The 22,496-nt window shown below is 63.5% G+C and carries 20 protein-coding genes; 5 read left to right on the forward strand and 15 right to left on the reverse strand.

Translation table 11 applies throughout. The features are described 5' to 3' along the window. Window positions 1–107: 107 nt before the first annotated feature. The 3 genes from JQ600_RS24580 to JQ600_RS24590 are packed head-to-tail and all read right to left on the reverse strand — an operon-like array spanning window position 108 to window position 2,922. Entirely contained in the window at window positions 108–1,322 is a 1,215-nt protein-coding gene (locus JQ600_RS24580) for an ABC transporter substrate-binding protein (protein ID WP_212390840.1), read from the reverse strand. A 56-nt stretch (window positions 1,323–1,378) separates the two neighbouring features. Beyond that, the gene (locus JQ600_RS24585; RefSeq protein WP_212267457.1) at window positions 1,379–1,702 is read right to left on the reverse strand and encodes a 2Fe-2S iron-sulfur cluster-binding protein; all 324 of its coding nucleotides are present in this window, start codon (window positions 1,700–1,702) and stop codon (window positions 1,379–1,381) included. Window positions 1,703–1,710: 8 nt separating this feature from the next. Further along, window positions 1,711–2,922, reverse strand: coding sequence for a cytochrome P450 (locus JQ600_RS24590; RefSeq protein WP_212267455.1), 1,212 nt, complete (start codon window positions 2,920–2,922; stop codon window positions 1,711–1,713). An 85-nt stretch (window positions 2,923–3,007) separates the two neighbouring features. On the opposite strand from JQ600_RS24590, the gene JQ600_RS24595 reads away from it, so the two are divergent. Further along, entirely contained in the window at window positions 3,008–3,532 is a 525-nt protein-coding gene (locus JQ600_RS24595) for a MarR family winged helix-turn-helix transcriptional regulator (RefSeq protein ID WP_212390839.1), read from the forward strand. 432 nt (window positions 3,533–3,964) lie between these two features. On the opposite strand, the gene JQ600_RS24600 is transcribed toward JQ600_RS24595, so the two are convergent. After that, window positions 3,965–5,179, reverse strand: a complete 1,215-nt coding sequence (locus tag JQ600_RS24600; RefSeq protein ID WP_212490129.1) for an ABC transporter substrate-binding protein — start codon at window positions 5,177–5,179, stop codon at window positions 3,965–3,967. A 112-nt stretch (window positions 5,180–5,291) separates the two neighbouring features. Between JQ600_RS24600 and JQ600_RS24605 the strand changes: the two genes are divergently transcribed. Then, complete coding sequence (locus JQ600_RS24605) at window positions 5,292–5,822, forward strand: MarR family winged helix-turn-helix transcriptional regulator (RefSeq protein ID WP_212390837.1); 531 nt, start codon at window positions 5,292–5,294, stop codon at window positions 5,820–5,822. Window positions 5,823–5,825: 3 nt separating this feature from the next. Here the strand turns inward: JQ600_RS24605 and JQ600_RS24610 are convergent, their stop codons facing one another. Continuing rightward, a complete protein-coding gene (locus tag JQ600_RS24610) occupies window positions 5,826–7,691 on the reverse strand; it encodes a feruloyl-CoA synthase (protein ID WP_212390836.1) in 1,866 nt (621 codons plus the stop codon). Window positions 7,692–7,840: 149 nt separating this feature from the next. On the opposite strand from JQ600_RS24610, the gene JQ600_RS24615 reads away from it, so the two are divergent. Further along, window positions 7,841–8,359, forward strand: a complete 519-nt coding sequence (locus JQ600_RS24615) for a MarR family winged helix-turn-helix transcriptional regulator (RefSeq protein ID WP_409363333.1) — start codon at window positions 7,841–7,843, stop codon at window positions 8,357–8,359. Window positions 8,360–8,623: 264 nt separating this feature from the next. After that, window positions 8,624–10,414 (forward strand): allophanate hydrolase, encoded by a 1,791-nt coding sequence (gene atzF, locus JQ600_RS24620; protein WP_212490130.1) that lies wholly within the window; start codon window positions 8,624–8,626, stop codon window positions 10,412–10,414. Between the two features lie 172 nt (window positions 10,415–10,586). On the opposite strand, the gene JQ600_RS24625 is transcribed toward atzF, so the two are convergent. The 10 genes from JQ600_RS24625 to ugpB all read right to left on the reverse strand — a co-directional run bounded on the left by JQ600_RS24625 (window position 10,587) and on the right by ugpB (window position 21,264). Next, window positions 10,587–11,324: a GntR family transcriptional regulator gene (locus JQ600_RS24625; protein WP_212390834.1), complete on the reverse strand. Its 738-nt coding sequence runs from the start codon at window positions 11,322–11,324 to the stop codon at window positions 10,587–10,589. 36 nt (window positions 11,325–11,360) lie between these two features. Next, window positions 11,361–11,753: an oxalurate catabolism protein HpxZ gene (gene hpxZ, locus JQ600_RS24630; protein WP_212267440.1), complete on the reverse strand. Its 393-nt coding sequence runs from the start codon at window positions 11,751–11,753 to the stop codon at window positions 11,361–11,363. Window positions 11,754–11,755: 2 nt separating this feature from the next. Next, window positions 11,756–13,144, reverse strand: a complete 1,389-nt coding sequence (locus tag JQ600_RS24635; protein WP_212390833.1) for an AtzE family amidohydrolase — start codon at window positions 13,142–13,144, stop codon at window positions 11,756–11,758. Window positions 13,145–13,151: 7 nt separating this feature from the next. Then, on the reverse strand, window positions 13,152–13,331 hold the full coding sequence (locus JQ600_RS24640) for a DUF4089 domain-containing protein (RefSeq protein ID WP_192735513.1): 180 nt from the start codon (window positions 13,329–13,331) through the stop codon (window positions 13,152–13,154). Window positions 13,332–13,348: 17 nt separating this feature from the next. Beyond that, a complete protein-coding gene (locus JQ600_RS24645) occupies window positions 13,349–15,064 on the reverse strand; it encodes an ABC transporter ATP-binding protein (RefSeq protein ID WP_212390832.1) in 1,716 nt (571 codons plus the stop codon). 10 nt (window positions 15,065–15,074) lie between these two features. Beyond that, a complete protein-coding gene (locus JQ600_RS24650; protein ID WP_212390831.1) occupies window positions 15,075–15,974 on the reverse strand; it encodes an ABC transporter permease in 900 nt (299 codons plus the stop codon). A 5-nt stretch (window positions 15,975–15,979) separates the two neighbouring features. After that, window positions 15,980–16,993 carry an ABC transporter permease gene (locus tag JQ600_RS24655; RefSeq protein WP_212267432.1) on the reverse strand — a complete coding sequence of 338 codons (1,014 nt, stop codon included), beginning with the start codon at window positions 16,991–16,993 and terminating at the stop codon, window positions 15,980–15,982. A 6-nt stretch (window positions 16,994–16,999) separates the two neighbouring features. Beyond that, a complete protein-coding gene (locus tag JQ600_RS24660; protein ID WP_212267430.1) occupies window positions 17,000–18,619 on the reverse strand; it encodes an ABC transporter substrate-binding protein in 1,620 nt (539 codons plus the stop codon). Between the two features lie 237 nt (window positions 18,620–18,856). After that, complete coding sequence (locus tag JQ600_RS24665; RefSeq protein ID WP_212390830.1) at window positions 18,857–19,810, reverse strand: phosphotransferase; 954 nt, start codon at window positions 19,808–19,810, stop codon at window positions 18,857–18,859. Between the two features lie 143 nt (window positions 19,811–19,953). After that, entirely contained in the window at window positions 19,954–21,264 is a 1,311-nt protein-coding gene (gene ugpB / locus JQ600_RS24670; RefSeq protein WP_409363332.1) for a sn-glycerol-3-phosphate ABC transporter substrate-binding protein UgpB, read from the reverse strand. A 229-nt stretch (window positions 21,265–21,493) separates the two neighbouring features. Between ugpB and JQ600_RS24675 the strand changes: the two genes are divergently transcribed. Continuing rightward, complete coding sequence (locus JQ600_RS24675) at window positions 21,494–22,489, forward strand: TRAP transporter substrate-binding protein (RefSeq protein WP_212390829.1); 996 nt, start codon at window positions 21,494–21,496, stop codon at window positions 22,487–22,489. The last annotated feature ends 7 nt before the right edge of the window (window positions 22,490–22,496 follow it).

Consider the following 22,496-nt stretch of genomic DNA (forward strand, 5'->3'; position numbering starts at 1 on the left):
GACCTGTACCCCCTCACCCGGATCGCACCGGACGATGCTTCGCATCGCCGAGGCGATCCGACCTCTCCCCGCAAGCGGGGCGAGGTAAGACAGCGCCATCACCGCACTCACTTCACCAACGAGCATCCACCATCCGCCATCGGCCGGAACGCCTGATCGGCGGGAATCGTCGAAACCAGCTTGTAATAATCATACGGATATTTCGACTCCGCCGGCTTCTTTACCTCGAACAGATACATCGGGTGGATGACGCGGCCGTCCTGGCGGATGGTGACGTCGCCGAACAGCTTGTCCTTGCCCTTGAACTTCTTCATCTGCGGCACGGCGTCCCTGGCATGGTCGCTGCCGGTCGCCGCCACCGCGTTGAGATAGGCGAGCGTGGAGGCATAGACGCCGGCCTGATTGCCGCTCGGCATCTTGCCGTTCATGCCGGGCCGCGCCGCAAAGCGTTTGGCGAACGCACGGGTGTCGTCATCCATGTCCCAGTAAAACGCCTCCAGCAGTTGCAGCCCCTGCGCGATCTTCAATCCCATGCCGTGCACGTCGTTGACGAACAACAGGAACGCCACCATGGTCTGGCCGCTCTGCTGGATACCGAACTCATTGGCCTGCTTGACCGCATTGATGGTGTCGCCGCCGGCATTGGCAAGGCCGATCACCTTGGCCTTGGAGCTCTGCGCCTGCAGCAGGAACGACGCGAAGTCCGACGTACCGAGCGGATGCTTGCTCGAGCCCAGCACTTTGCCGCCATTCTTTTCGATGTAGTTGGTGGCCTCGGCCTCGATGCCCTTGCCGAGCGCATAGTCGACCGTGACGAAGTACCAGTCCTTGCCGCCGCGCCCCATCATCGCCGCCGCCGTGGTGTTGCCGGTGGCCCACGCGTCGTTGACCCATTGAATGGTGTTGGGCGAACAGGCCTTGCCGGTGAGGTCGGAGCTCGCTGTCGATGACGCCAGGAACGTCATGCGGGAGTCCCGCACCAGCGCATTGATGGCGAGCCCGACCGCCGAATTGGGCACATCGACGATGGCATCGACACCCTCGACATCGAGCCATTTGCGCGCGATCCCCTGACCGACGTCAGCCTTGTTCTGGTGATCGGCATAGACGATCTCGACCTTGATGTTCTTGCCGCCGCCGCCAAAGTCCTCCGCCGCCATGCGCGCGGCTTCCACCGACCCCATGCCGTTGGTGTCCTGGAAGATGCCGGAAATGTCGTTGAGCACGCCGATCCGGACGACGTTTTCGGAAATCTCCGCCCGCGCCGGTCCGAACGCGGCGCAGGATAGCGCGAGCGCCAGATAGACCCTGATATTCTTCATCATTCTCTCCCTATGGATGTGATCGTTGTTGTTCCCGGACTGCGCCGGGTTTGAATTCAGATCTGCCGGTCCGGCAGCCGCACGATGAGGCCGTCGAGTTCCGGCGTGATTTTGATCTGGCAGGACAGCCGGCTGTTCGGCAGCCGCTCGGCGGCGACGCCGTGGAGCAGCTCGTCCTCCTCCTCGCTCATGGGCGCGAGCCGCGCGATCCAGCCCTCATCGACATAGACATGGCAGGTCGCGCACATCGCGTTGCCACCGCACTCGGCCACGATCTCGTCGACGCCGTGCGTGGTTGCGACCTGCATGACGCTGGCGCCGACGCTCGCGTCGATGCGTTCGGAACGGTTGTCGGGACGATTGAAAATGATGGTCGGCATGATCAGGCTCACGCTGCTTTGATGGACACGGGCAGGCTTTCGAGGCCCCGCAGCGTGTTATTGAAACGCCGCGTCGCCGGCCCCGTGATCTCGATCGCACTGACCCGTTTTGCCAGCGCCGAAAGCACCGCCTCGCCTTCCAGCCGCGCGACCAGCTGGCCGACGCACATGTGAATGCCGGAGCCATAACCGACGTGGCCACTGGTCTTGCGCGTCACGTCATATTCGTCAGGCCGGTCCCATCGCCGCGGATCGCGGTTGGCTGCGGCGAGGAACATCAGGATTTTCTCGCCCTCGCCGATCCGCGACCCGCTGATCTCGACGTCCCGTGTGGTGGTCCGGAAGAACGTCTGCACCGGGCTTTCGAAGCGCACCGCCTCCTCAAAGGCGTTGCGCGCCAGCGTTGGGTCGCTCCGCAGCCGTGCCCATTGATCGGGAAAACGCGCCAGGCAATAGACCGCGGCGCCGATGCCGTTGACCGTGGTATCGAGGCCGGCGCTGAGCAGCGAGCGCACCAGCAATGGCGCTTCCGCGGCCGTGATATCGCCGGCATCGGCGCGGGCATGGATGCAGGCGCCGAAACCGCCGGGCGCGAGATTTTCACGCTGGCATTGGTCGGCGACATAGGCCTGATGCGGCGCCGAGCGCTCGATCGCGTCCTGACGCAGCTTGTTCGGCGGCCCGAACGAGTTGAAGACAAGGCTCGCATAGGGCAGCAGGTTTTCGCGCCCCTCCGGCTTGAGTCCGAGCGCATCGGGAAACACGGACAACGGATAGGCCTCGGCGAGGTCGGCGATGGCGTCGAAGCTGCCTTTGGCGAGCAGCGCTTCGACCCGGGATTCGGCGGCGGCGACAAAGCTGCCGCGCAATTGCTTCATCACCGTCGGCGATAGCACCCGGCTCAGCACCGCCCGTGTGCGCGCATGTTCCGGCGGATCGGCCTCCAGAATGATGCTTTGCGGCCGCCAGGCCTTTTCCTTCGCAAAGTCGCTGAGGCCGACGCCGCGGCTGGAGCAGAAGGTCAGGGGATCGTTGAGGACGGCATGGACCTCGGCATGGCGGGCGACGCCGTAGACGTTCCACTTGTCGAACCAGACGACCGGCCCAGCTTCCCGGAGCACCTCGTGAGCGGGATGCGGGTCTTCGAAGAACTCGATCGAGAACGGATCGATGTCCATATGCGGCACGCCCGCCGATGGCGTGAAGCCTGATGTACTCATTCCGACCTCCCAAAGTTTGTTCTTGTAAAGAGCTGGCGCATGTCTCTATCTCTCAAGCCCAGCGTTTGCAGCGATGATCAGGGACATGAGCAGTCAACCACCCGCCAGGAATGCGCGCCGGCAGAGACCGGCGGAGGTCGCAGATGCCGATGACGGCCCGACCCTCGATCTCGAGCGCTACGTTCCGGCGTTCATCACCTTCATCGCCAACAAGCTCTCGAACAGCGCCACCGCGTTCTATCAGCGCAATTTCGGCGTCAACGTCACGGAATGGCGGATCATGTCGCTGCTGGCGATCGAACCCGGCATCCCGGCCTCGCGGATCTGCCACGTGATCGGCTTCGACAAGGGACCGGTCAGCCGCACCCTGTCGATGCTCCAGAAGCGCGGCCTGGTTGCGATCCGGACCGCCCCGGACGACGGACGCACCCATTCGATATCGCTGACGGCGAAGGGACGCTCCACCCACGACAAGGTCATCGTCGCCGCGCTCGAACGCGAACGACGGCTGCTGTCCGTCCTGCGCAAGGACGAGCGGGAGGTGCTGATCGACCTGCTGCGCCGCGTCCACGGCAATCTCGATGCCGTCAAGGGCGTCGGCGGCCCATAGGCTGTCCGGCAACGACCATTTCATATGAAGCGCACCGGTCCGCGCCGCGGATGACACGGCGGCGTTCCGTGACCCGCTTTGGCTTTCGCCCATCCATACCTCCCTGCGAGACCCGGCAGCTGGACTGCTTCTGCGGCCATCATTGACCGAGAGACTGGCACGAATTAGTTGCCGTGGCAACAATATAGAGTTGCTAAAGCAACGAAATGCTCGGTCGGGAACTTTGGCCCTGCTGCATGCGGCTACGCTCGTCATGCCCGGCCTTGTGCCGGGCATCCACGTCTTTGCATCCTTTAAGCACGAAAGACGTAGATGGCCGGGACAAGCCCGGCCATGACGAAGGAGGAAATCTGACAGCTAAGGAAGGCTCAGACAGTACTGGCTGCTTTTTCGGCCCAACCCTGAGGATCGCCGCACGCCGCGCCGCGCCGTCTATTTCGACAGCGGACAGCCGCCGTCCTTCTCGGGCCGGAACGCGTCCTCGCCCTTGATCGTGCCGACCACTTTCAAAAGGTCCCATTTCGACTGCGACTCATCCGGCTTCTTGACCTCGAGCAGGTAGAGCGGATGGATTTTTCGTCCATCGGCGCGAATGAAACCCTTGCCGAACAGCGGATCGTCGGTTGGCATCGCCTTCATCGCTTCGACAACCGCCTTGCCGTCGGTAGCGCCGCCGGCCTTGTCGACGGCCTTGAGGTAGTGAATCACCGAGGCATAGACGCCGGCCTGCATGTCGTTGGGATAATTCTTCTGCGGGTGGCGCTCGGCAAACTTTGCGGCGAAGCGGCGGGTGCCGTCGTTCAGATCCCAGTAGAACGGATTCATGATCTGCGCGCCCTGCGCCGCCTTCAGCGTCAGCGCCGGCAACCCGTTCATGCCAAGGATCAGGCCGACCAGCTTCTGCTTCTGGGTGAGGCCGAATTCGGCCGCCTGCTTCATCGACGTGATGGTGTCATCGCCGGCATTGGCGATGCCGACGATATCAGCACCGGAGCCTTGCGCCTGCAGCAGGAAGGAGGCGTAATCCGCCGTCCCCAGCGGATGGCGGACGGCGCCGACCACCTCGCCGCCGGCGGCCTTGACCGCTTCCATCGCCTGCTTTTCGAGATCGTGACCGAACGCATAGTCAGCGGTGAGGAAGAACCATTTCTTGCCGCCCTTCGCCACCACCGCCTTGCCGAGACCGTGGCCATACGCGTAGGTGTCGTAGGTCCAGTGTACGGTGTTGGGGGTGCATTTCGCGCCGGTCAGCAGCACGGTTCCGGCGCCGGAGCCGATGAACACCTTGTTCTTCTGTTCGCTGATGCCTGCGACCGCGAGCGCGATCGCCGAGTTCGGCAGATCGAAGATCGCATCGACGCTTTCGTTTTCATACCAGCGCCGGGCGATGCCGACGCCGATGTCAGGCTTGTTCTGGTGGTCGGCCGCGACCACCTCGACGACCTTGCCGACGGCCTTGCCGCCGTAATCCTCGACCGCCATCTGGGCCGCGACCACCGAACCGATGCCCTGGTAGGTCGCGAACACGCCGGACTGATCGTTCAGGATACCGATGCGGACTTTTTCCTGCGCCTGCGCGCCCGAGACGAGCAGGACCGCGGCCGCAGCAACCAGCGGCGTCTTCAGCCGCGAAAAAACATGACCCATCCGGACCTCCCTGTGTTTACAACTCCAAAAGGCAATCTTCACGCTGCCGAAATTACTTATATAATATAAGTATTTTTCGGAGAGTCAATCTCGACCGGGAATCACCGAACACATGCAAAAACCCCGCAGCCGCGCCGCGGCGAAAAAATCCCCGCTGGTTGAAACCGCCGATGACAAGAGAAAGTCGCTCGATCTGAGCGCGTTACAGCAGACGCCCGGGTTCATGATCCGGATCCTGCAGCTGCTGAATTTCGAAGCTTTTTTCCGGCACTTCCAGGCGCTGGAAGTGTCGCCGGTCGAATACTCCATCCTCATGACCGTGCGCGACAACGAGGCCGTGACGCAGAGCGAACTCGCCGCCGTGCTCAAGATGCAACTGCCAAACCTCGTGAAGATCCTGTCTGCCATGGAAGAGGCCGGCATCGTGAGGCGGAAGCGATCGTCCCGCGACAAGCGTGCGGTCGAGCTTTCGCTCAGCGCGGCCGGGCAAAGGCGGGCCGATGAGGCAAGCCGGGCTGGCGAGACCTTCAATGAACACACGCTCGCCCCGCTCAGCAAGCCAGAGCGGGCGGCATTTCTTCAGATGCTGACGCGGCTGGTCGACGCCTACCGGCACGAACTTTCGCGAAGCAACGCCTCTTGAAGCTTAGCCGGCGCACCCGATCCACTCGGCCGATGCGCTGTCGTCCAACACCGCCACCGCGCCTGCCCGGCGGGTCAGCACCGCGCGCTGGTTGATGTAGCCCTTGTCGGTGATCTCGCCGCCATCGACGGAAGCAGGTTCGGCCAGCAGCAGCGCGCGCGTGGCGTGGCCGGACGAGTTGGTGCCCTGCGCTTTCAGTTTGGCGAGACCCTGCCCGATCGCGGCGCGAACTTCTTCGTGGCCGATGACCTCATCGGCGGCGGCGTTGTCGGGCAGACCGGCATGGGCACGACAAGCGGCGATGTTGGGGAACACCAGAAAGCGGACTTCATCGCCGCCATGTCCGGCGACGACAATATCCTGCGCCAGCGGCGCGAGTGCTGCGATGCCGGCGACGCGCAGCGTGCCGACATTGACCCACGTACCGGAGTTGAGCTTGAAATCCTCGGCGACGCGGCCGTCGAAAAACAATCCGAGTTCTGGCCGCTCGGGATCGGCAAAGGTCACGGCGTCGCCGATCAAATAAAAGCCTTCCGCATCGAACGCCTGCGCGGTGAGTTCCGGCGCCTTCCAGTAGCCGGGCGTGACATTCGGTCCGCGCACCCGCACCTCGAGCTTGTCGCCTGACGGAACCAGCTTCAGTTCGGTGCCTGATATCGGCACGCCGATATTGCCGGAGCGCCTGGCCTGGAAATGGCAGTCGGTCGCGAGCGGCGAGGTTTCGGTCGAGCCCCAGGCCGACACCATCGGCAGCGCGCGGCCGCTGGTTTTGATCGAGAGTTCCTCCAGCGCATCCCAGAGATTCTGCGGCAGCGCCGCCCCCGCATAGAACGCGAACTTCACCTCGCCAAAGAATTTTTGGCGCAGTTCCTCGTCACTGCGCAGCGCCGCGATCAGCATGTCGAAGCCGCGCGGCACGTTGAAATAGACCGTCGGCATCACGCTGCGCAGGTTCGCCAGCGAAGTCGCGAACAGCCCCGGCGCCGGCTTGCCGCCGTCGACATAGAGCGTGCCGCCATTGCGCAGCACCAGATTGAAATTGTGGTTGGCGCCGAACGTATGGCTCCAGGGCAGCCAGTCGAGGATCACGAGATCGTCGCGCGCCGCTTCCAGGAACGTCCAGGTCTGCGCCTTGGCCTGCTGGCTCGAGGTCAGCATGCGCTGGGTGTTGATCACAGCCTTCGGCGTGCCGGTCGAACCCGAGGTGAACAGGAACTTTGCAATTGTGTCCGGCGTGACGGCCTTGAAGGCTTTTTCGACGACCGGCGTTTCCGGTGTCGCCGCGATCTTTGGGAATGGGATCACGTCGCTATCGCTGGGATCGCTGCTGACAATTTTTGCCGAATGCAGCGGTGCAATCGCCGCGAGCGCCGCCGCGAATGGTTTGGCGTTGGAGACATAGATCGCGCCGGGCCCGAGCAGACTGATCATGCCCTTGAGCTTGTCGAAATCCCTGGACATCAGCGAATAGGCCGGCGAGATCGCCGCCGAGGGTACTCCGACATGCTGAGCAGCCAGCGCTAACAATGCATGGTCGACGCTGCTGTCGGACAGGATCACCAATGGCCGTTCCGCGCTCAGCTCCTGCGCCAGAATCCACGCCGCGGCCGAGCGAACCTGCCGCAATGCACCGGCATAAGTGACGGTGTTCCAAGGCACATCTGGTGTCTTGCGGTCGGCAAGAAAAATCCGCTCGGGCGTCTGCCGGGCCCAATGTTCGAGCCAGTCGCCGACGCAGCGCGCGCCTGGCTTCAGCGGCACCGTCGATTTCAGGATGATGCTGCCGTCCGTGCGGCGATCGGCAGAGATCGCGGGCTTCGCAAACAGCGCTTCGGATTGGTCGCGGCCTGTGGCGGCGGCTGTCGTCATCGGTTTCCTCCTCGCGCGGCCCATCGGCCGCCGGCCTCTTTGGGCCGCTCTTGCGCATATTGTTGGTCGCAACAATTGTTGTCGTCAACAACAATATTTCCTTCGCCGCTGCAAAGCGCTAGAAGGGAAGCGACGCCGGGAGAAACGATGTGTCCAACAGAGCGGCCCAACCAGCCTTGAAAACCCCGGTTTCCGCGAACGGCAAGCGCGGCGGAAATGGCAAGGCACGCGACCAGGAGCAGAATATCGAGATCGGCCTCGACGGGCTGGTCGGCCATGCCGGCTACGCGGTGCGGCGCTTCCAGATCTGGATCTTTCAGGATTTCATCCGGACGCTGGCGGCGGTCGATATCAAGCCGACGCAGTATTCGGTGCTGACGGTGATCGGCGCCAATCCGGGCCTGAGCCAGATGGCGGTCGCCAAACGGCTCGGGATCGAGCGCGCCCGGCTGGTGCACCTCCTGGACAGTCTGGAAGATCGCAAGCTGGTGCGGCGCGTCCAGTCCCGGACCGACCGCCGCTCCCACGCGCTGCACCTGACCGCACGGGGCGAGGCGTCGCTGCGGCAATTCAAGCTGCTCGCGGCCGAACACGAACGTCATGTGGCCGAGAAGATCGGGGCCGAGAACCGGGAGCAACTGCTGCGGATTCTGGCGCCGTTCACCTGAACGCGCGGGCGCGACGAACTCCAAGCCCCGCAGCTGACACCGCGCCTATAAATTAGGCAAAGACAAGGCGCCGCGCTTGGAGCGCGAGCACGCCTCGTTTTCCGACAAGGCAATTAAACCATGGACATTGCAGGGCTATTGCCGTCTCGCGGGTTGCATCCTTAATTGTACACAATGGCACATCGCTTGCTTCAATCCGGATGGAACTCCTCGCTTTGGGAAGTCGATCGTGACTGACCTCAGCCAACCCAGGACGGGCATCACGTGACTGAAACCGTTGCTGCGATCGTCGCCGCGCACCGCGCCGGCACCATGACGCCGGCCCAAACCGTCGCGCGCAGCTATCAGCGCATCCGCGACCACAACGATCCCGCCGTGTTCATCTCCCTGCGCGACGAAAAGGACGCGCTGGCCGAAGCTGAAGCGCTGAGCGCAAACGATCCGGCGACGCTTCCGCTGCTGGGCGTGCCGGTCGCGGTGAAGGACAATATCGATGCGCTGGGCCTGCCGACCACGGCCGCCTGCCCGGCGTTTTCCTATCTGCCGACGCGGGACTCGACCGCGGTCGCAAAGCTGCGCGCGGCCGGCGCCATCATCATCGGCAAGACCAATCTCGATCAGTTTGCCACCGGCCTGGTCGGCGTGCGCTCGCCCTATGGCACCCCGGTCAACCCGGTCCGCAACGATCTCATCCCAGGCGGATCGAGTTCGGGATCGGCGGTCGCGGTGTCAGCTGGGTTAGTGCCGCTCGCGCTCGGCACCGACACGGCAGGAAGTGGCCGTGTGCCGGCGATGCTCAACAACATCGTCGGGTTGAAGCCGAGCCTCGGGCTGATCTCCAATGCCGGAATGGTGCCGGCCTGCCGCACGCTGGATTGCGTTTCGGTGTTCGCGCTCACGGTGGACGACGCCGTGACGGCACTATCAGCGATGGCCGGCCCTGATGACGCCGATCCGTTTTCACGCGACCGGCCGCTCGGCGCGGTCACGGCATTTCCCGGACAACTCCGGCTCGGCGTTCCCCGCGACGGTCAATTGGTCTTCTTCGGCGACCGTGAGTCGGAGCAGGCCTATGGCGAGGCGCTGAAGCGCTGGACCTTGCTGGGCGCGACGCTGGTCGAATTCGATCTCGAGCCGTTTTATGAGACCGCGCGGCTGCTCTATGAGGGACCCTGGGTCGCCGAACGCTATCTGGTGATCCGCGATCTCCTGGCGTCGTCGCCGGATTCGATTCATCCCGTCACGCGCGAGATCACCATAGCCGGCGCGCGGCCGACCGCAGCCGATACGTTCGCCGCGCTCTACCGGCTGCAGGCGCTGCGGCGCGTCGCCGAGCGCACCTTTGGCAATGTCGATGCGCTGGTGCTGCCGACCGCGCCGACCGCCTACTCGACCGCGCAGGTGCTGGCCAATCCGATCGAGCTCAATAGCCGGCTCGGCACCTACACCAATTTCGTCAACCTGCTCGATCTCTGCGGGCTGGCGCTGCCATCCGCGATGCGGTCCGACGGCATTCCGTTCGGCATCACGCTGCTCGCGCCTGCCGGACATGACGCGCAGCTCGCCAGCATCGGCCGCGCCTTCCACGCCGATACCGGACTGAAGATGGGTGCCAAGGACCTGACGCAGCCGCCGCTCGCAGCATTGTCGCCGCAACTGAGTGGCGACGAAATCGCGATCGCGGCCGTCGGCGCGCATCTCTCCGGCATGGCGCTGAACGGCGAACTGACTGATCTCGGCGGACGCCTGCTGGAAGAAGCCTCGACCGCGCCGGACTACAAGCTCTATGCGCTCGACACCACGCCGCCAAAACCCGGCATGCTGCGCGTCGAGGCGGGCGCGGGATATCAGATCAAGCTCGAACTCTGGGCGCTGTCGGCGGCTTCATTCGGAAAGTTCGTCGCCGCGATTCCGCCACCGCTGTCGATCGGAACCGTTCGTTTGGCTGACGGCCGCGGCGTGAAGGGATTTTTGGTCGAACCGGCCGCGGTGAGCGGCGCGCGCGATATTTCAGCATTCGGCGGCTGGCGCGCGTTCATGGCTCAGAAGGTTTGATACTCCCTCGCCCCGCTCTTGCGGGGAGAGGGTTGGGGTGAGGGGCCTCTCTCCGAGCAAAGATTGTCGAGCGACCTGTACCCCCTCACCCGGATCGCACCGGACGATGCTTCGCATCGCCGAGGCGATCCGACCTCTCCCCGCAAGCGGGGCGAGGTAAGGAAGAGCGCCTCTACGGATGCGACACCGCGTAAATCTCATACTCCCCGCGTACCAGTTCGATATGCGCGCGCATCGCGCCCGCCGCGCCGGTCTTGTCGCCCCGCATGATCGCGACCACGACGCTGTCGTGTTCGGCGTGCGATTTTGCGAGGCGCCCGAGATTGCGGAACTGGGCGCGGCGGAACGGCTGCACCCGCACCCGCGTCGCCAGGGTCATCTCGGCGATATAGCCGTTTTGCGAGCCGGCATAGATTGCGTTGTGAAAGCGCTCGTTGACTTCGTGGAACCGCTCGGGATTGCCGGCGTAGCTCAGCACCCGCAGTTCCTCGTGGATCGCCTCCAGCTTCTGGCGTTCCGCGGCCGGCATCCGCTCCGCGGCGAGTCCTGCGCACAGCGCTTCCAGCTCCGCCATCGCCTCGAACATTTCAGTCAGACGCTCGATCGACGGCTGGGCCACCACGGCGCCGCGATGGGCGCGGGATTCGACCAGGCCGCTCGCCACCAGCTGCCGCAGCGCCTCGCGCACCGGCGTTCGCGACACGCTGAAGCGTCGCGCAATATCGGTCTCGTCCAGCCCCGATCCCGGCGCCAGCACCCCGCGAACGATCTCGTCGGCAAGCTGCAGCCGCAATTCCTCCGCGCGCGTGACCTTGTCCGCCTGCGGCGAGGCGCGGTCGACACGCCGCACCACCGGCTCGGACTCTAGGCCGGCTTGCGGGATGCGCGTTGGAAGATCGTCAAGGCTCATGTCGTTTGACCCAAAATCCCTTCGACTCCGATCCCTTTACGAGGCCGGCTCGTCAATGATGCTGACATGGGCGGCGACGATTCTCCACCCCTCGGGAAACCGTATCCAGGTCTGCATCTGGCGCCCCACCTTCTTGCCGCTCCACACGTCGCGATAAAATAACGTCGAGGCGACCGCGGTATCGCGGCCATAGGTGGTGATCACGGTCTTGTCGGTCGTACGCATCAGCCCCACCGGCGAGCGGCCGGCGCGGAACGCCATGATCGCCTCATAGCCGTAGAGATTTTCGTTGATGCCGTAGCGCAGCGTGTGGGGATCGTTGCGGAACAATTCGTCCAGCACCGCGACGTCGTTCGACACCAGCGCCGTTTCATAGCGCGCGAATTGCGCTGACACCTCAGTGAGCACGTCGGGAAGATCGATATCCATGGCTAAAGTCCTCTTGGCGCAGGCGCCGCAGCAACGCCGGATTGCTCCAGCGCATAAGCGACGCGAAGCGCGATATCCTCGCGCCACGGTGCGGCGATGATCTGAACCCCGATCGGCATCGGCGCCAGCGGCACCGGCACCGCGACCACGGGAAGCCCGATGAACGAAATCGGCTGGGTATGGATGCCGATATTGGCGCGCACCGGCAGTTCGACGCCGTCGAGCTTGAAGGTCACCTGGCCGAGTTTTGGCGCGGTGCAGGGCGTCGCCGGCGCGATGATCACGTCGACCGACTTGAACAGCTCCAGCACCTGCGTGCGATACCAGCGGCGGAATTTCTGCGCGCGATCGACCAGCGGCGCCGGCACCATCGCGCCCGCGATCAGGCGATCGCGCACCGCCGGATCGAAATCGTTCGGGCGCTTGCGCAGGCGATCGAGATGCAGCGACGCGCCCTCGGTGGTGGAGATGACGTAAGCCGCGGCCCGCGCGCGCGCGGCCTCGGGGATTTCAATCGTCTGCGTTGCACCGAGAGCCTTGGCAACGCGCGCCACGGCCTCGACGGCCTCCGGAAACACGTTCTTCTGGAAATAACCGCCGGCTATTGCGACGCGCAACCCGCCGATGCCTTGCGTGAGCTGCGACGTCACGGGCTCGAGCGGCCGCGTGGTGCACGCGGCGTCATCCGCATCAGGCCCCTGCATCACATCATAGGCCAGCGCGAGATCGCCGACGCTGCGCGCAAAAGGTCCGAGATGATCGAAGCTCGCCACGAACGGAAACGAGCGCGCCCGCGACAGACGGCCGTAGGTCGGCTTCAAGCCAAAGATCCCGCAGAACGACGACGGCACCCGGATCGAACCGTTGGTATCCGAGCCCAGCGCGATCGGCACCAGGCCGCCACCGACCGAACTGCCGGAACCACCGGAGGAGCCGCCCGTCATGCGCGTCGGATCGTGCGGATTGCGCGACGGGCCGTCATGGACGTTCTCGCCGGTGAAGTCGTAGGCGTATTCGCCCATGTTGAGCGCGCCGACCAGGACGGCGCCCGCCGCCTCCATGCGCTCGACCAGCGTCGCATCGCGCGACGACGGCGCAAGGTCGCGGTTGATCTTCGAGCCTGCGCGCGTCGGCAGGCCCTTGACGTCGAACAGGTTTTTCACCGCGAATGGCACGCCCGCGAGCGGGCCCACCTTTTGTCCCGCCGCAATCGCCGCATCGACCGCGCGCGCCTTGGCCCGCGCGCGATCCGCGGTCACGTCAGTGAAGGAGTTCAGAACGGAATCATGTTTGGCGATCCGCGCCAGCGCGTCTTCGGTCGCCGCAAGCGCGGTCATCCTGCCACCGCTCACGGCCTGCGCGATCTCTTGAGCGGTCTGTTGAACGGTCATGGCGCGTTCAGGCTGCGAAGACACTGGCGGGCTCGGTTTCGTCGGGCAATGCAAATTCATCGACCAGCCGCGCCAGTCTCAGCGATACTTCGAGGTTCGCGCGCACCGCCGGCCGCCAGGAATCTTCCACCGGCAGCGCCAGCGCTTTGGCGACGGCGTCGATATAATCGTCCAGGGGTTCGGCCATTTCGCTCCCATCCAGGTTTATGAGTGAACCGGCAACGGCGGATGCGGGATCGCCGTCAGCAGCTCCTTTGTATAGGCGTCCTGCGGATTGCCCAAGACCTGTTCGGACGGGCCCTGCTCCACGATTCGTCCCGCGCGCATCACGATGACACGATCGCACAACAGGCGCACCACATTCAAATCATGGGAGACAAACAGATAACTCATACCCATCGACGCCTTGAGGTCCTGCAGCAGATTGAGCACCACCGCCTGCACGGAGACGTCGAGCGCCGCGGTCGGCTCGTCGAGGATCACGAGCTTTGGGTGCAGCGCAATCGCGCGGGCGATGCCGACGCGGGCTTTCTGGCCGCCGGACAATTGATGCGGAAAGCGATCGAGCAGATTAATGGGGAGACCGACCAGCCCGGCCAGTTCCTCGCAGCGGGCGCGCAGCGCGTCGCGTCCCCTGATGTCGCCGAGCTGCATGATCGGATCGACAATGGCGCGCGCCGCCGTGAAGCGCGGGTTGAGGCTGTCGGTTGGATCCTGGAACACCATCTGGATGCTTTTGCGTAGCGGCAGCCGCGCAAAGGCGTTGGGCAGCATGGAGCCGATCTCGTCGCCGTCGAACACGATACGGCCCGAGGTCTGGTCGAGAAGCCGCATTACCATCATCGACGTCGTGGATTTGCCGCAGCCGGATTCACCGACCAGACCGACGCTCTCGCCGTGGCCGACCGTAAAGCTGATGCCGTCGACCGCGCGGAACAGTTCGGCCTCGACCGGCGGCTTGCGCGAGAACAGCTTGCCGAGCACGGCCGTGGCGCCCTGGCGCGGATACTCCTTCACCAGTTTCTCGACCAGCAGCAGCGGCTTGGTTTCGTTGTCGGCCGGCCCAGCTGAAGTCAGCGCCGGCAGCGCCGCCGCGTCTTCCTCCGGCAACAGATCGCGCAAGGAGACACCGAGCCGCGGCGTCGCGCGCATCAGCTTCTTGGTGTAGGCATGTTCGGGGTTGGCGAAGATGTTGGCGGATTTCGCGGTCTCGACCACGCGGCCCTTTTCCATCACCACCACGCGGTCGCAATAGGCGGCGGCAAGGCCAAGGTCATGAGTGATCAGGATGGTCGACATGCCGCGCCGTTTCGTGAGCTCGACGATCAAATCCATCACGGCCTTTTGCGTCGTGACGTCGAGGCCGGTGGTCGGCTCGTCCGCGATCAGAAGCTGCGGATTGCAGGCCAGCGCCAGCGCGATCACGACGCGCTGGCACATGCCGCCGGAGAGTTCGAATGGATAGGCGTGGTAGCGCTCGCGCGGGCGCGCGATCTTGACCTGCTCCAGCGCTTCGATCGCCTTCTCGCCGCGATCACTGGCCGCTGACTGCACATGCTGGCGCAGCACGTCCTCGATCTGGTCGCCGACTTTACGGATCGGATTGAGCGCCGCGCGCGGGTTCTGGAAGATCATCGAGATTTCGCGGCCGCGCAAATCGCGCATCTGGTTCTCAGTCGCGGCCTTGACGTCGATGCCGGAAAACATCACCGAGCCCTCGGCGATCTTGCCGGCGCGGTCGAGGATCCGCATCACAGCGTAAGATGTCACCGACTTGCCGGAGCCGGACTCGCCGACGATGCCGAGCGTCTCGCCCTTGGCCACGGAGATGTTGACGTGCTGCACCGCCTTGACGATACCGCGCCGTGTGGCGAATTCCACCGTGAGGTCGTTGACGTCGAGCAATGGCTGCGCGGTCATTGGCTCGCCCTCAAGTTCTGCGCTGCGGATCGACGATATCGCGCAGACCATCGCCAAGCAGGTTGAAGCAGAACACCGCGATCATCAGCGCGAGGCCCGGGAACAGCGCGATCCACCATTCGCCCGACACCATGAAGCCGGCGCCCTCCGCGACCATGATGCCCCATTCGGCGGTCGGCGGCCGCACGCCAAGGCCGATGAACGACAGCCCTGCGGCGTTGAGGATCGCGTAACCCATGGTCAGCGACATCTGCACGATCATGATCGGCATGATGTTGGGCAGGATGTGCACCAGCAGAATCCGGAACTCGCCATTGCCCGACAGCCGCGCCGCCTGCACGAAGCCGGCGTTGCGCCGGACATTGGCCTCGGCGCGGGCGACGCGGGCATAGAGCGGGAAATTCACGATCGCGGTCGCGATGATGATGTTCTGCACGGTATTGCCCAGCGCAGCGACGATGCCCATCGCCAGCACGAACAGCGGAAACGCCATGATGGTATCTGCGATGCGGCCGACGATGCGGTCGGTCCAGCCGCCGAAATAGCCGCCGGCGATGCCGGCAAGCCCGCCCATCAGGAACACCAGCGCCACGGAAGCCACCGCGATGAACACATCCAGCCGTGTGGCCACGATGACGCGGCTGAAAATATCGCGGCCCAATTGATCGGTGCCGAACCAGTGCGCCGCCGACGGCGCCTTCAGCGCGGCTGAAGTGTCGCTTGCCAGCGGATCATAGGGAACAACATAGGGGCCGAATATCGCCGCGAACAGGATCACGACCAGCAGCCCGAAGGCAAAGGCGGTGACGCGGTTCTCGCCGAGCACATAGCGGGTATGTTCGAAGATCGCCGATAGTCCCGAGGTTCGCGCGGGACCGGCGGGTTCGACGGCAGGCGCAACGGTGCTCATGCTTATTACCCTTCCAATCTCACGCGCGGATCGATCACGCCATACAGAATGTCGATGATCAGATTGAGCAGCACGTACATGACCGCCATGGTCAGCACGAAGCCTTGCACCGGCGCGAAGTCCGACGAGATCAGGGCTTCCACGGCGTAGGAGCCGATGCCGGGCCAGGCGAAGACTTTCTCCACCAGCACGTTGGCCCCGAGCAGGAACGAGAACACCATGCTGAGCGTGGTGATCACGGGCAGCATCGCGTTACGGAAGGCGTAAGTGACGATCACGGTGCCCGGCGACAGGCCGCTGGCGCGCGCGGTGCGGACGAAATCCGAGGCCAGCACCGCCAGCATCGAGGCCCGCGTCATGCGCGCGATCGGCGCCAGCGAGAAGATCGCCAGCGTCGTTGCGGGGAGGATCAGCTGGCTCAGCGCGGAACGAAACGCCTCGAGGTCGCGCGCGATCAGGGTGTCGATCAGATAGAAGCCGGTCACCGTCGGCGGCGCGCTGTAGAACACATCGAGCCGGCCGAGCGGCGCCGGCGACCAGCCGAGCCGGAAATAGAAGACATAGACCAGCACCAAGCCGGTAAAGAACACCGGCAGCGACACGCCGGCCGTCGTCGTTATTCGGCAGAGGTGGTCGATCCACGAGCCGGGCCGGGTGGCGGCCAGCACGCCAAGCGGGATAGCGATCACGATGGAAACAAACAGGCCGAGCAGCGTCAGCTCGGCAGAAGCCGGCAGGCGATTGCGGATTTCGGCGGCGACGGGCTGGCCGGTGGTCAGCGAATTGCCGAAATCGCCATGGGCGAGATCGTTGGTGTAGCGGAAGAACTGTTCGATCAGCGGCTTGTCGAGGCCGAGTTTTTTCCGGATCTGCTCGACCGCCTCCTTGGTCGCGGCCGGCCCGGCAAAATACGCGGCGGGATCGCCGGGTAGCGCCCGCGTCAGCAGGAACGTCACGATCACGACCCCGATCAACGACGGGATCGCAAACATCAGCCGCTTGCCGATCATGGTCAGCATGGCGGATTACGCCTTCACCAGCGCGCGATAGTCGAGCCTTCGGTGGAACCAGTATTGATAGCCGGAGATGTTCTTCTGCATCGCGACGTTGACGAAGGGCTGATACAGCGGAATGCGCGGGATATCCTTGTAGGCGAGATCGACGAAACCCTTCACGTCGCTGTCGTAGGCCGCCTTGTCGCCGGTCGAGGCCGCGTTGCGCGCGCCGTCGATCAGCTTGTCCATCTCCGGCGACTTGTAGCTCATGGTGTTGAAGACGGAATTGTTGCCGTGATAGCACCAGTAGAAGAAGTATTCGGGGTAATCGAGCCAGCCCGAGAACACGTTGGTGTAGAGCGGCATCTCCTTCTTGTTCAACTCGGTACGCCAATTGGCGCCAGGGATCTTGTTGATCGTGGCCTTGATGCCGATCTGGGCGAGGCTCTCCTGCACCAGCACGCAGAGCGGCTCGTTGACCCCGGCGAAATTGAGATCGAACGAGATCGTGGTCTCGAAACCGTTGGCGTAGCCGGCTTCCGCCAGCAGCGCCTTCGCCTTGGCCATATCGGTGGAATATTTGGTCGGCTGCGGCCACGCCACTTCGGTGGCCTTGTCGGCGGACGCGCCGAACATCGGATTGGCGAGGCCGAACAGCACGACGTCCATGATTTTTTGATAGGGAAGCGCGTAGGCGATCGCCTGGCGCACCTTGGGATTGTCGAACGGCGGCTTGGTGACGTTCATGCCGATATACTGGATGCCGTTGGAGAACGGCAGCGACACCACGTTGAGCTTGCCATTGGCCTTCATCTCCTGGAAATCCTTGAACGGCAATTCATAGGAGATGTCAGCGTCGCCGCGCTCCAGCAGCGCGCGGCGGTTGCCGGCCTGCGGCACCATGCGCCAGATCACGCGCTTGATCTTCGGCAGGGGGCCACCGACCCAGGCGTCGTTGCGCTCCATGATGACTTCGGTGCCGGCGGTCCACTTCGACAGCTTGTAGGCGCCCGAGCCCGCGGTCTGCTGTTTTGTGTATTCGAGACCCCAGGGGTCCTTCTCGCTCGCATTCTTCTTCACGAGCTCGGAATTGACGACGCAGGGTACGATGACCGCGAGGTCGGGGATCGTCAGCCGGTCCTTCTTGGCAAAGTCGACGCGTACGGTGTTGTCGTCGACGACAACGAACTGCTCGGGCTTGGTCAGCGAGCCCGCGCTCATCTGGAAGGTCGGAAAGCCGCCGACCGAGACCGCTCGATCGAGCGACCATTTGACGTCCTTGGCCGCGACCGGCGTGCCGTCGTGGAATTTCGCGTTCTTCTTCAGCTTGAAGGTCACCGACATGTCGTCGATCTTCATGTCGTCGGCGAGTTCGCCCTTGAACTTGTCGCGGTCGTAATACGGCACGCCGCCGGGACCGCTCTTCATCTCATGGGTGATCAGGCGGTCGTAGCAATTCCACGACACTTCATAGCCGGGCACGTTGGTGCCGACGCCATGGATGTCGAGGTTGTTTGGACCGCCTTCCGAGACGATCAGAAGCGTCTCCGACCGCGCATCGGCCTTGGCGGGGGAGAAAATGGCCGGCGCCGGCACCAGGGCGCCGGCGGCGACCCCGGTGACGGATTTCAGGAAATCGCGACGCTTCATGGTGATGCTCCAACGCCCGAGGGAAACGGCTTTGGAACTGGGAATCGCAAGGTTCGTGCCAAACCTTAATGAAGGGCTAACCTCTCCATAAGAGATTGATATTACATAGTAATATCAATTATCTGACCAAATTGTCTCGACGAAGCGAGCTTCAAATTGCATACAAAGATGCATAATTGCCCGCTCTTTGAGCAGAAATTTTGTACGCCTCTTTGATGTGCGGTTTCGTCGCACCCGTCAAACCGGCCACACTAGGTCCTGCAATTCGGAAAGGTTGCCGGCCCTGCCCTGCCAGTCCTCGATGCAGATATGCCGGACCGGATCGCTGGCCCGATGCAACAGCATCAGCGCCATCAGCCGCCGTTTCATGGCCGGATTGATGTCGGCGGGCGCGTATCCGAACCCTTCGAACAGGCTGCGTATCCGCCGTGGGTTTCCCGCGGCCATGAACGCGCTCGGACCCAGCAGGTCATATTCGCCCCAGCCGGTCATCACGTCGCCGAAATCAAACAGCCCCGAGAGGCGCCAGCCGGTGCCTTGCTGGCTCAACAAGAAGTTCTCCGGAATGTATTCGCCGGTCAGGATGACCGGCGGCTTGTCCAGCGGAATAAGCGTCGCGGCATCGCGCAGGATGTCGTCGAAGCCATCGAGAAACTTCTTTGACATCCCGAGGCGCTCGTGCCGCGCGCGGCAGCCCTCGATTTGCCTGGATATGAACCGGTCCCATTGCGGCTCGATGTTTGCGAGTTCTCCGAGCGGGGCGCGCTGCACTTCGGCGATGGCCGCGCCGATCTGCGCAAGCACGCGTTCCTTCTGGTCTTCAGGCAGCCTCGGCCAGACCTCGGAGCCGACGACACCGTGCAGCCGCGTGATGATGAGATAGGGCCACCCGTCGCGCTCGCCTTCGAACAGGATTTCCGGAATCGGGATGCTCAATTGTCCGCGTAACTGCCTCAGCGATGCGCGCTCGGAGACAAACTGGCCGCGAAGGATTGGCGGAAAGAGCTTCAGGATCAGGTCATCGTCGAGGCCGATGACGAGGTTGGTACCGGTCGCGAAAACATGCGGCGCCGCCGGCTTCAAGCCGTGGCCATGCGCGATGTCTGATACCACCGGCAGCCAGCGGGACTGGTCGGCGCGCCAGGCCTGAAAGGCCTCGAAATCGGAAAGAACTGGCAGCGAAGGTGTCATCACTCAACCGTCATTGCGAGCCAACGGGTCGCGCGAATGCGCACCCGATGACAGGCTCCGCGAAGCAATCCATTCTTTCTTTCCTTGGAGCGATGGATTGCTTCGCTTCGCTCGCAATGACGAAAAAATTGATTTCTCGCGCCCTATCGGTCCGGATTCGCCCGCTCGAACTGGCGCAGCAGACGGTTGCCGCGCTCGGCGGCGAGGTCGAGGGCGGCTTGCGCGGTCCGCTTGCCGCTAAAGACCTGCTCCAGTTCCTCGTCGATCGCGTCGCGGATCAGCACGAACGAGCCAAGCCGGATTCCCTTGGAGTGCTCGGTCGGCGGCTTCAAGGTCATCTGCTCGATCGAGATCGCCGCTCCGGGATTGCGATCATAAAACCCCTGCGCACGTGAGAGATCGAAGGCGGCGCGGGTGATCGGCAGATAGCCGGTGTTCTGGTGCCAGCCCGCCTGGACTTCCGGCCTCGACAGAAACGCGAAAAACTTCGCGACCCCGGTATATTCAGCGCGTGGCCGGGCCCGCAGCACCCATAAGGTCGCGCCGCCGATGATGGTGTTCTGCGGCGCGCCAGTCACGTCGGGATAATACGGCATCAGGCCGTAACCGACCTCGAATTTCGAATTGGCCTTGATGTCGGCGCGGGTCGCCGACGAGCCGATGAAGATTCCGCACTCGCCCTTCTGGAAGCGCGGCTCGGCCGACTGGCCGCGGCCGCTATAGTCGTACACTTTCGTGGCCTGCCATTCCGCCAGCTGCGTGATGTGACGCACCACGCTCGGGTTGTTGAAGGTCAGTTCGGCGTCGAGACCGCCAAACCCATTGCCCTTGGTCGCCAGCGGCAGGTTATGGAATGCCGAAAAATTCTCGACATTGATCCAGGAAGGCCAGGAGGTGGTCAGGCCGCAGACCGCGCCCGCCGCGCGCAACCTCTTCGCCGCAGCCCCAATTTCGGGCCAGGTTTTCGGCGCCACTTCGGGATCTAGACCGGCGGCGCGGAAAAGGTCCTTATTGTAATAGAGAATCGGTGTCGAGGCGTTGAACGGGAACGACAGCATGTTGCCGGCGACGTCGGAATAATAGCCTGCGACGGCCGGCAGATAGGCAGCCGGCGAGAACGGCTCCGACTGGTCGCGCATCAACTCGAACACCGGATAGATCGCGCCCTTTGCCGCCATCATGGTCGCGGTCGCGATCTCGTTGACCTGAACGATGGCGGGCTGGCTGCGTGAACGAAAGGCGAAGATCGCCGCCGTCACCGTTTCGGTGTAATTGCCCTTGTAGGCCGGAACGATCCGGTAGTCGGATTGCGAGGCGTTGAAATCGGTCGCGAGCTTCTCCAGCTGCTTGCCGAGTTCACCCGACATCGCGTGCCACCACATGATCTCGGTGGTCGCCTGCGCCGGAGTTACCAGCACGGTGAGTGCGAGCGCGACGGGCTGAAACAACCTCAAGACCGACTTCACTGATGAATCACTTTGCCAAAACCGCTTGTCAGGACCGCGACCAAATCTGCGCGCTGCGCCCTCATAGATGCCCGCGCCCGCCGTTTCAATCCACCACCGCCGTCGCACCGCACAATTAACGATTGCAGCGGCTCCGGATAGCCAAGTGTGGGCGCCTTCTGCTAAAAAAACATTGAACCTTTTCTTCCCGCCGCAGACTTCTTCACAAGGGGATTTGTTGCCTGTGTATCGCCGCGCCGACCTTTCGCGGATCATAATGCTTGTTCTGGCGTTGTTCCTGACAGCGGCCGCAACGAGCGTTTTTGCGCGCGAATTTCGCGCCGCCGATACCCAGAACGAGAGTTATCCGACCGTGCAGGCGCTGCACTACATGGGCAGCCTGGTTGCGGAACGCACCGGCGGCCGCCACGAGATCAAGGTGTTCCATTCGCGCCAGCTCGGCGAGGAAAAGGAAACCCTGGAGCAGACCCGCGCAGGCGCCATCGATATCAATCGTACCAACGTCGCATTGATCGGGACCATGGTGCCGGCGATGAATGTGCTGGCGATGCCGTTTCTGTTCCGCTCCATCGAGCATTTGCAGAAGGTGCTGGATGGTCCGATCGGCAACGAGATCCTGGACAGCTTCGAACCTTACGGCTTCGTCGGCCTCGCGTTCTACGATTCCGGCGCCCGTTCGATCTACAACCACGTCCGCCCGGTCACCTCGATGGCCGACCTCAAGGGCTTGCGGATTCGGGTGCAGCAATCCGAGCAGATGGTCGAGATGATCCGCTCGCTCGGCGCCGATCCGGTCGCACTGCCCTACGGTCAGGTGCTGACCGGACTCTCGACCAAATTGATCGACGGCGCCGAGAATAACTGGCCGTCCTTTGTCACCACCGATCACTACAAATTCGCCGGCTTCTACACCCTCACCGAACATACGATGAGCCCGGAAGTGCTGGTGATGTCGAAAAAGGCGTGGTCTAGCCTGTCGCCCGAAGACCAGAAGGCCTTTCGCGAAGCCGCACAGCGCTCGAGCCGCTTCATGCGCGAAAAATGGCGCGATCTCGAAGAGCGCTCGCGCAAGCAGGCGGAAGACGCCGGCGTCAAGATCGTCACCGATTTCGACCGCAAGCCGCTCGAGGCGGCGATGGCGGGAATTTACGCCAAGGCGCAGCAAGACCCCGCGATTGCGCGGCTCATTGAACGAATTCGCAAGGTGCAGTGAGTTGGCC

It is taken from the genome of Bradyrhizobium sp. AUGA SZCCT0176, from assembly GCF_018130145.1.
Taxonomy (GTDB): Bacteria; Pseudomonadota; Alphaproteobacteria; order Rhizobiales; family Xanthobacteraceae; genus Bradyrhizobium.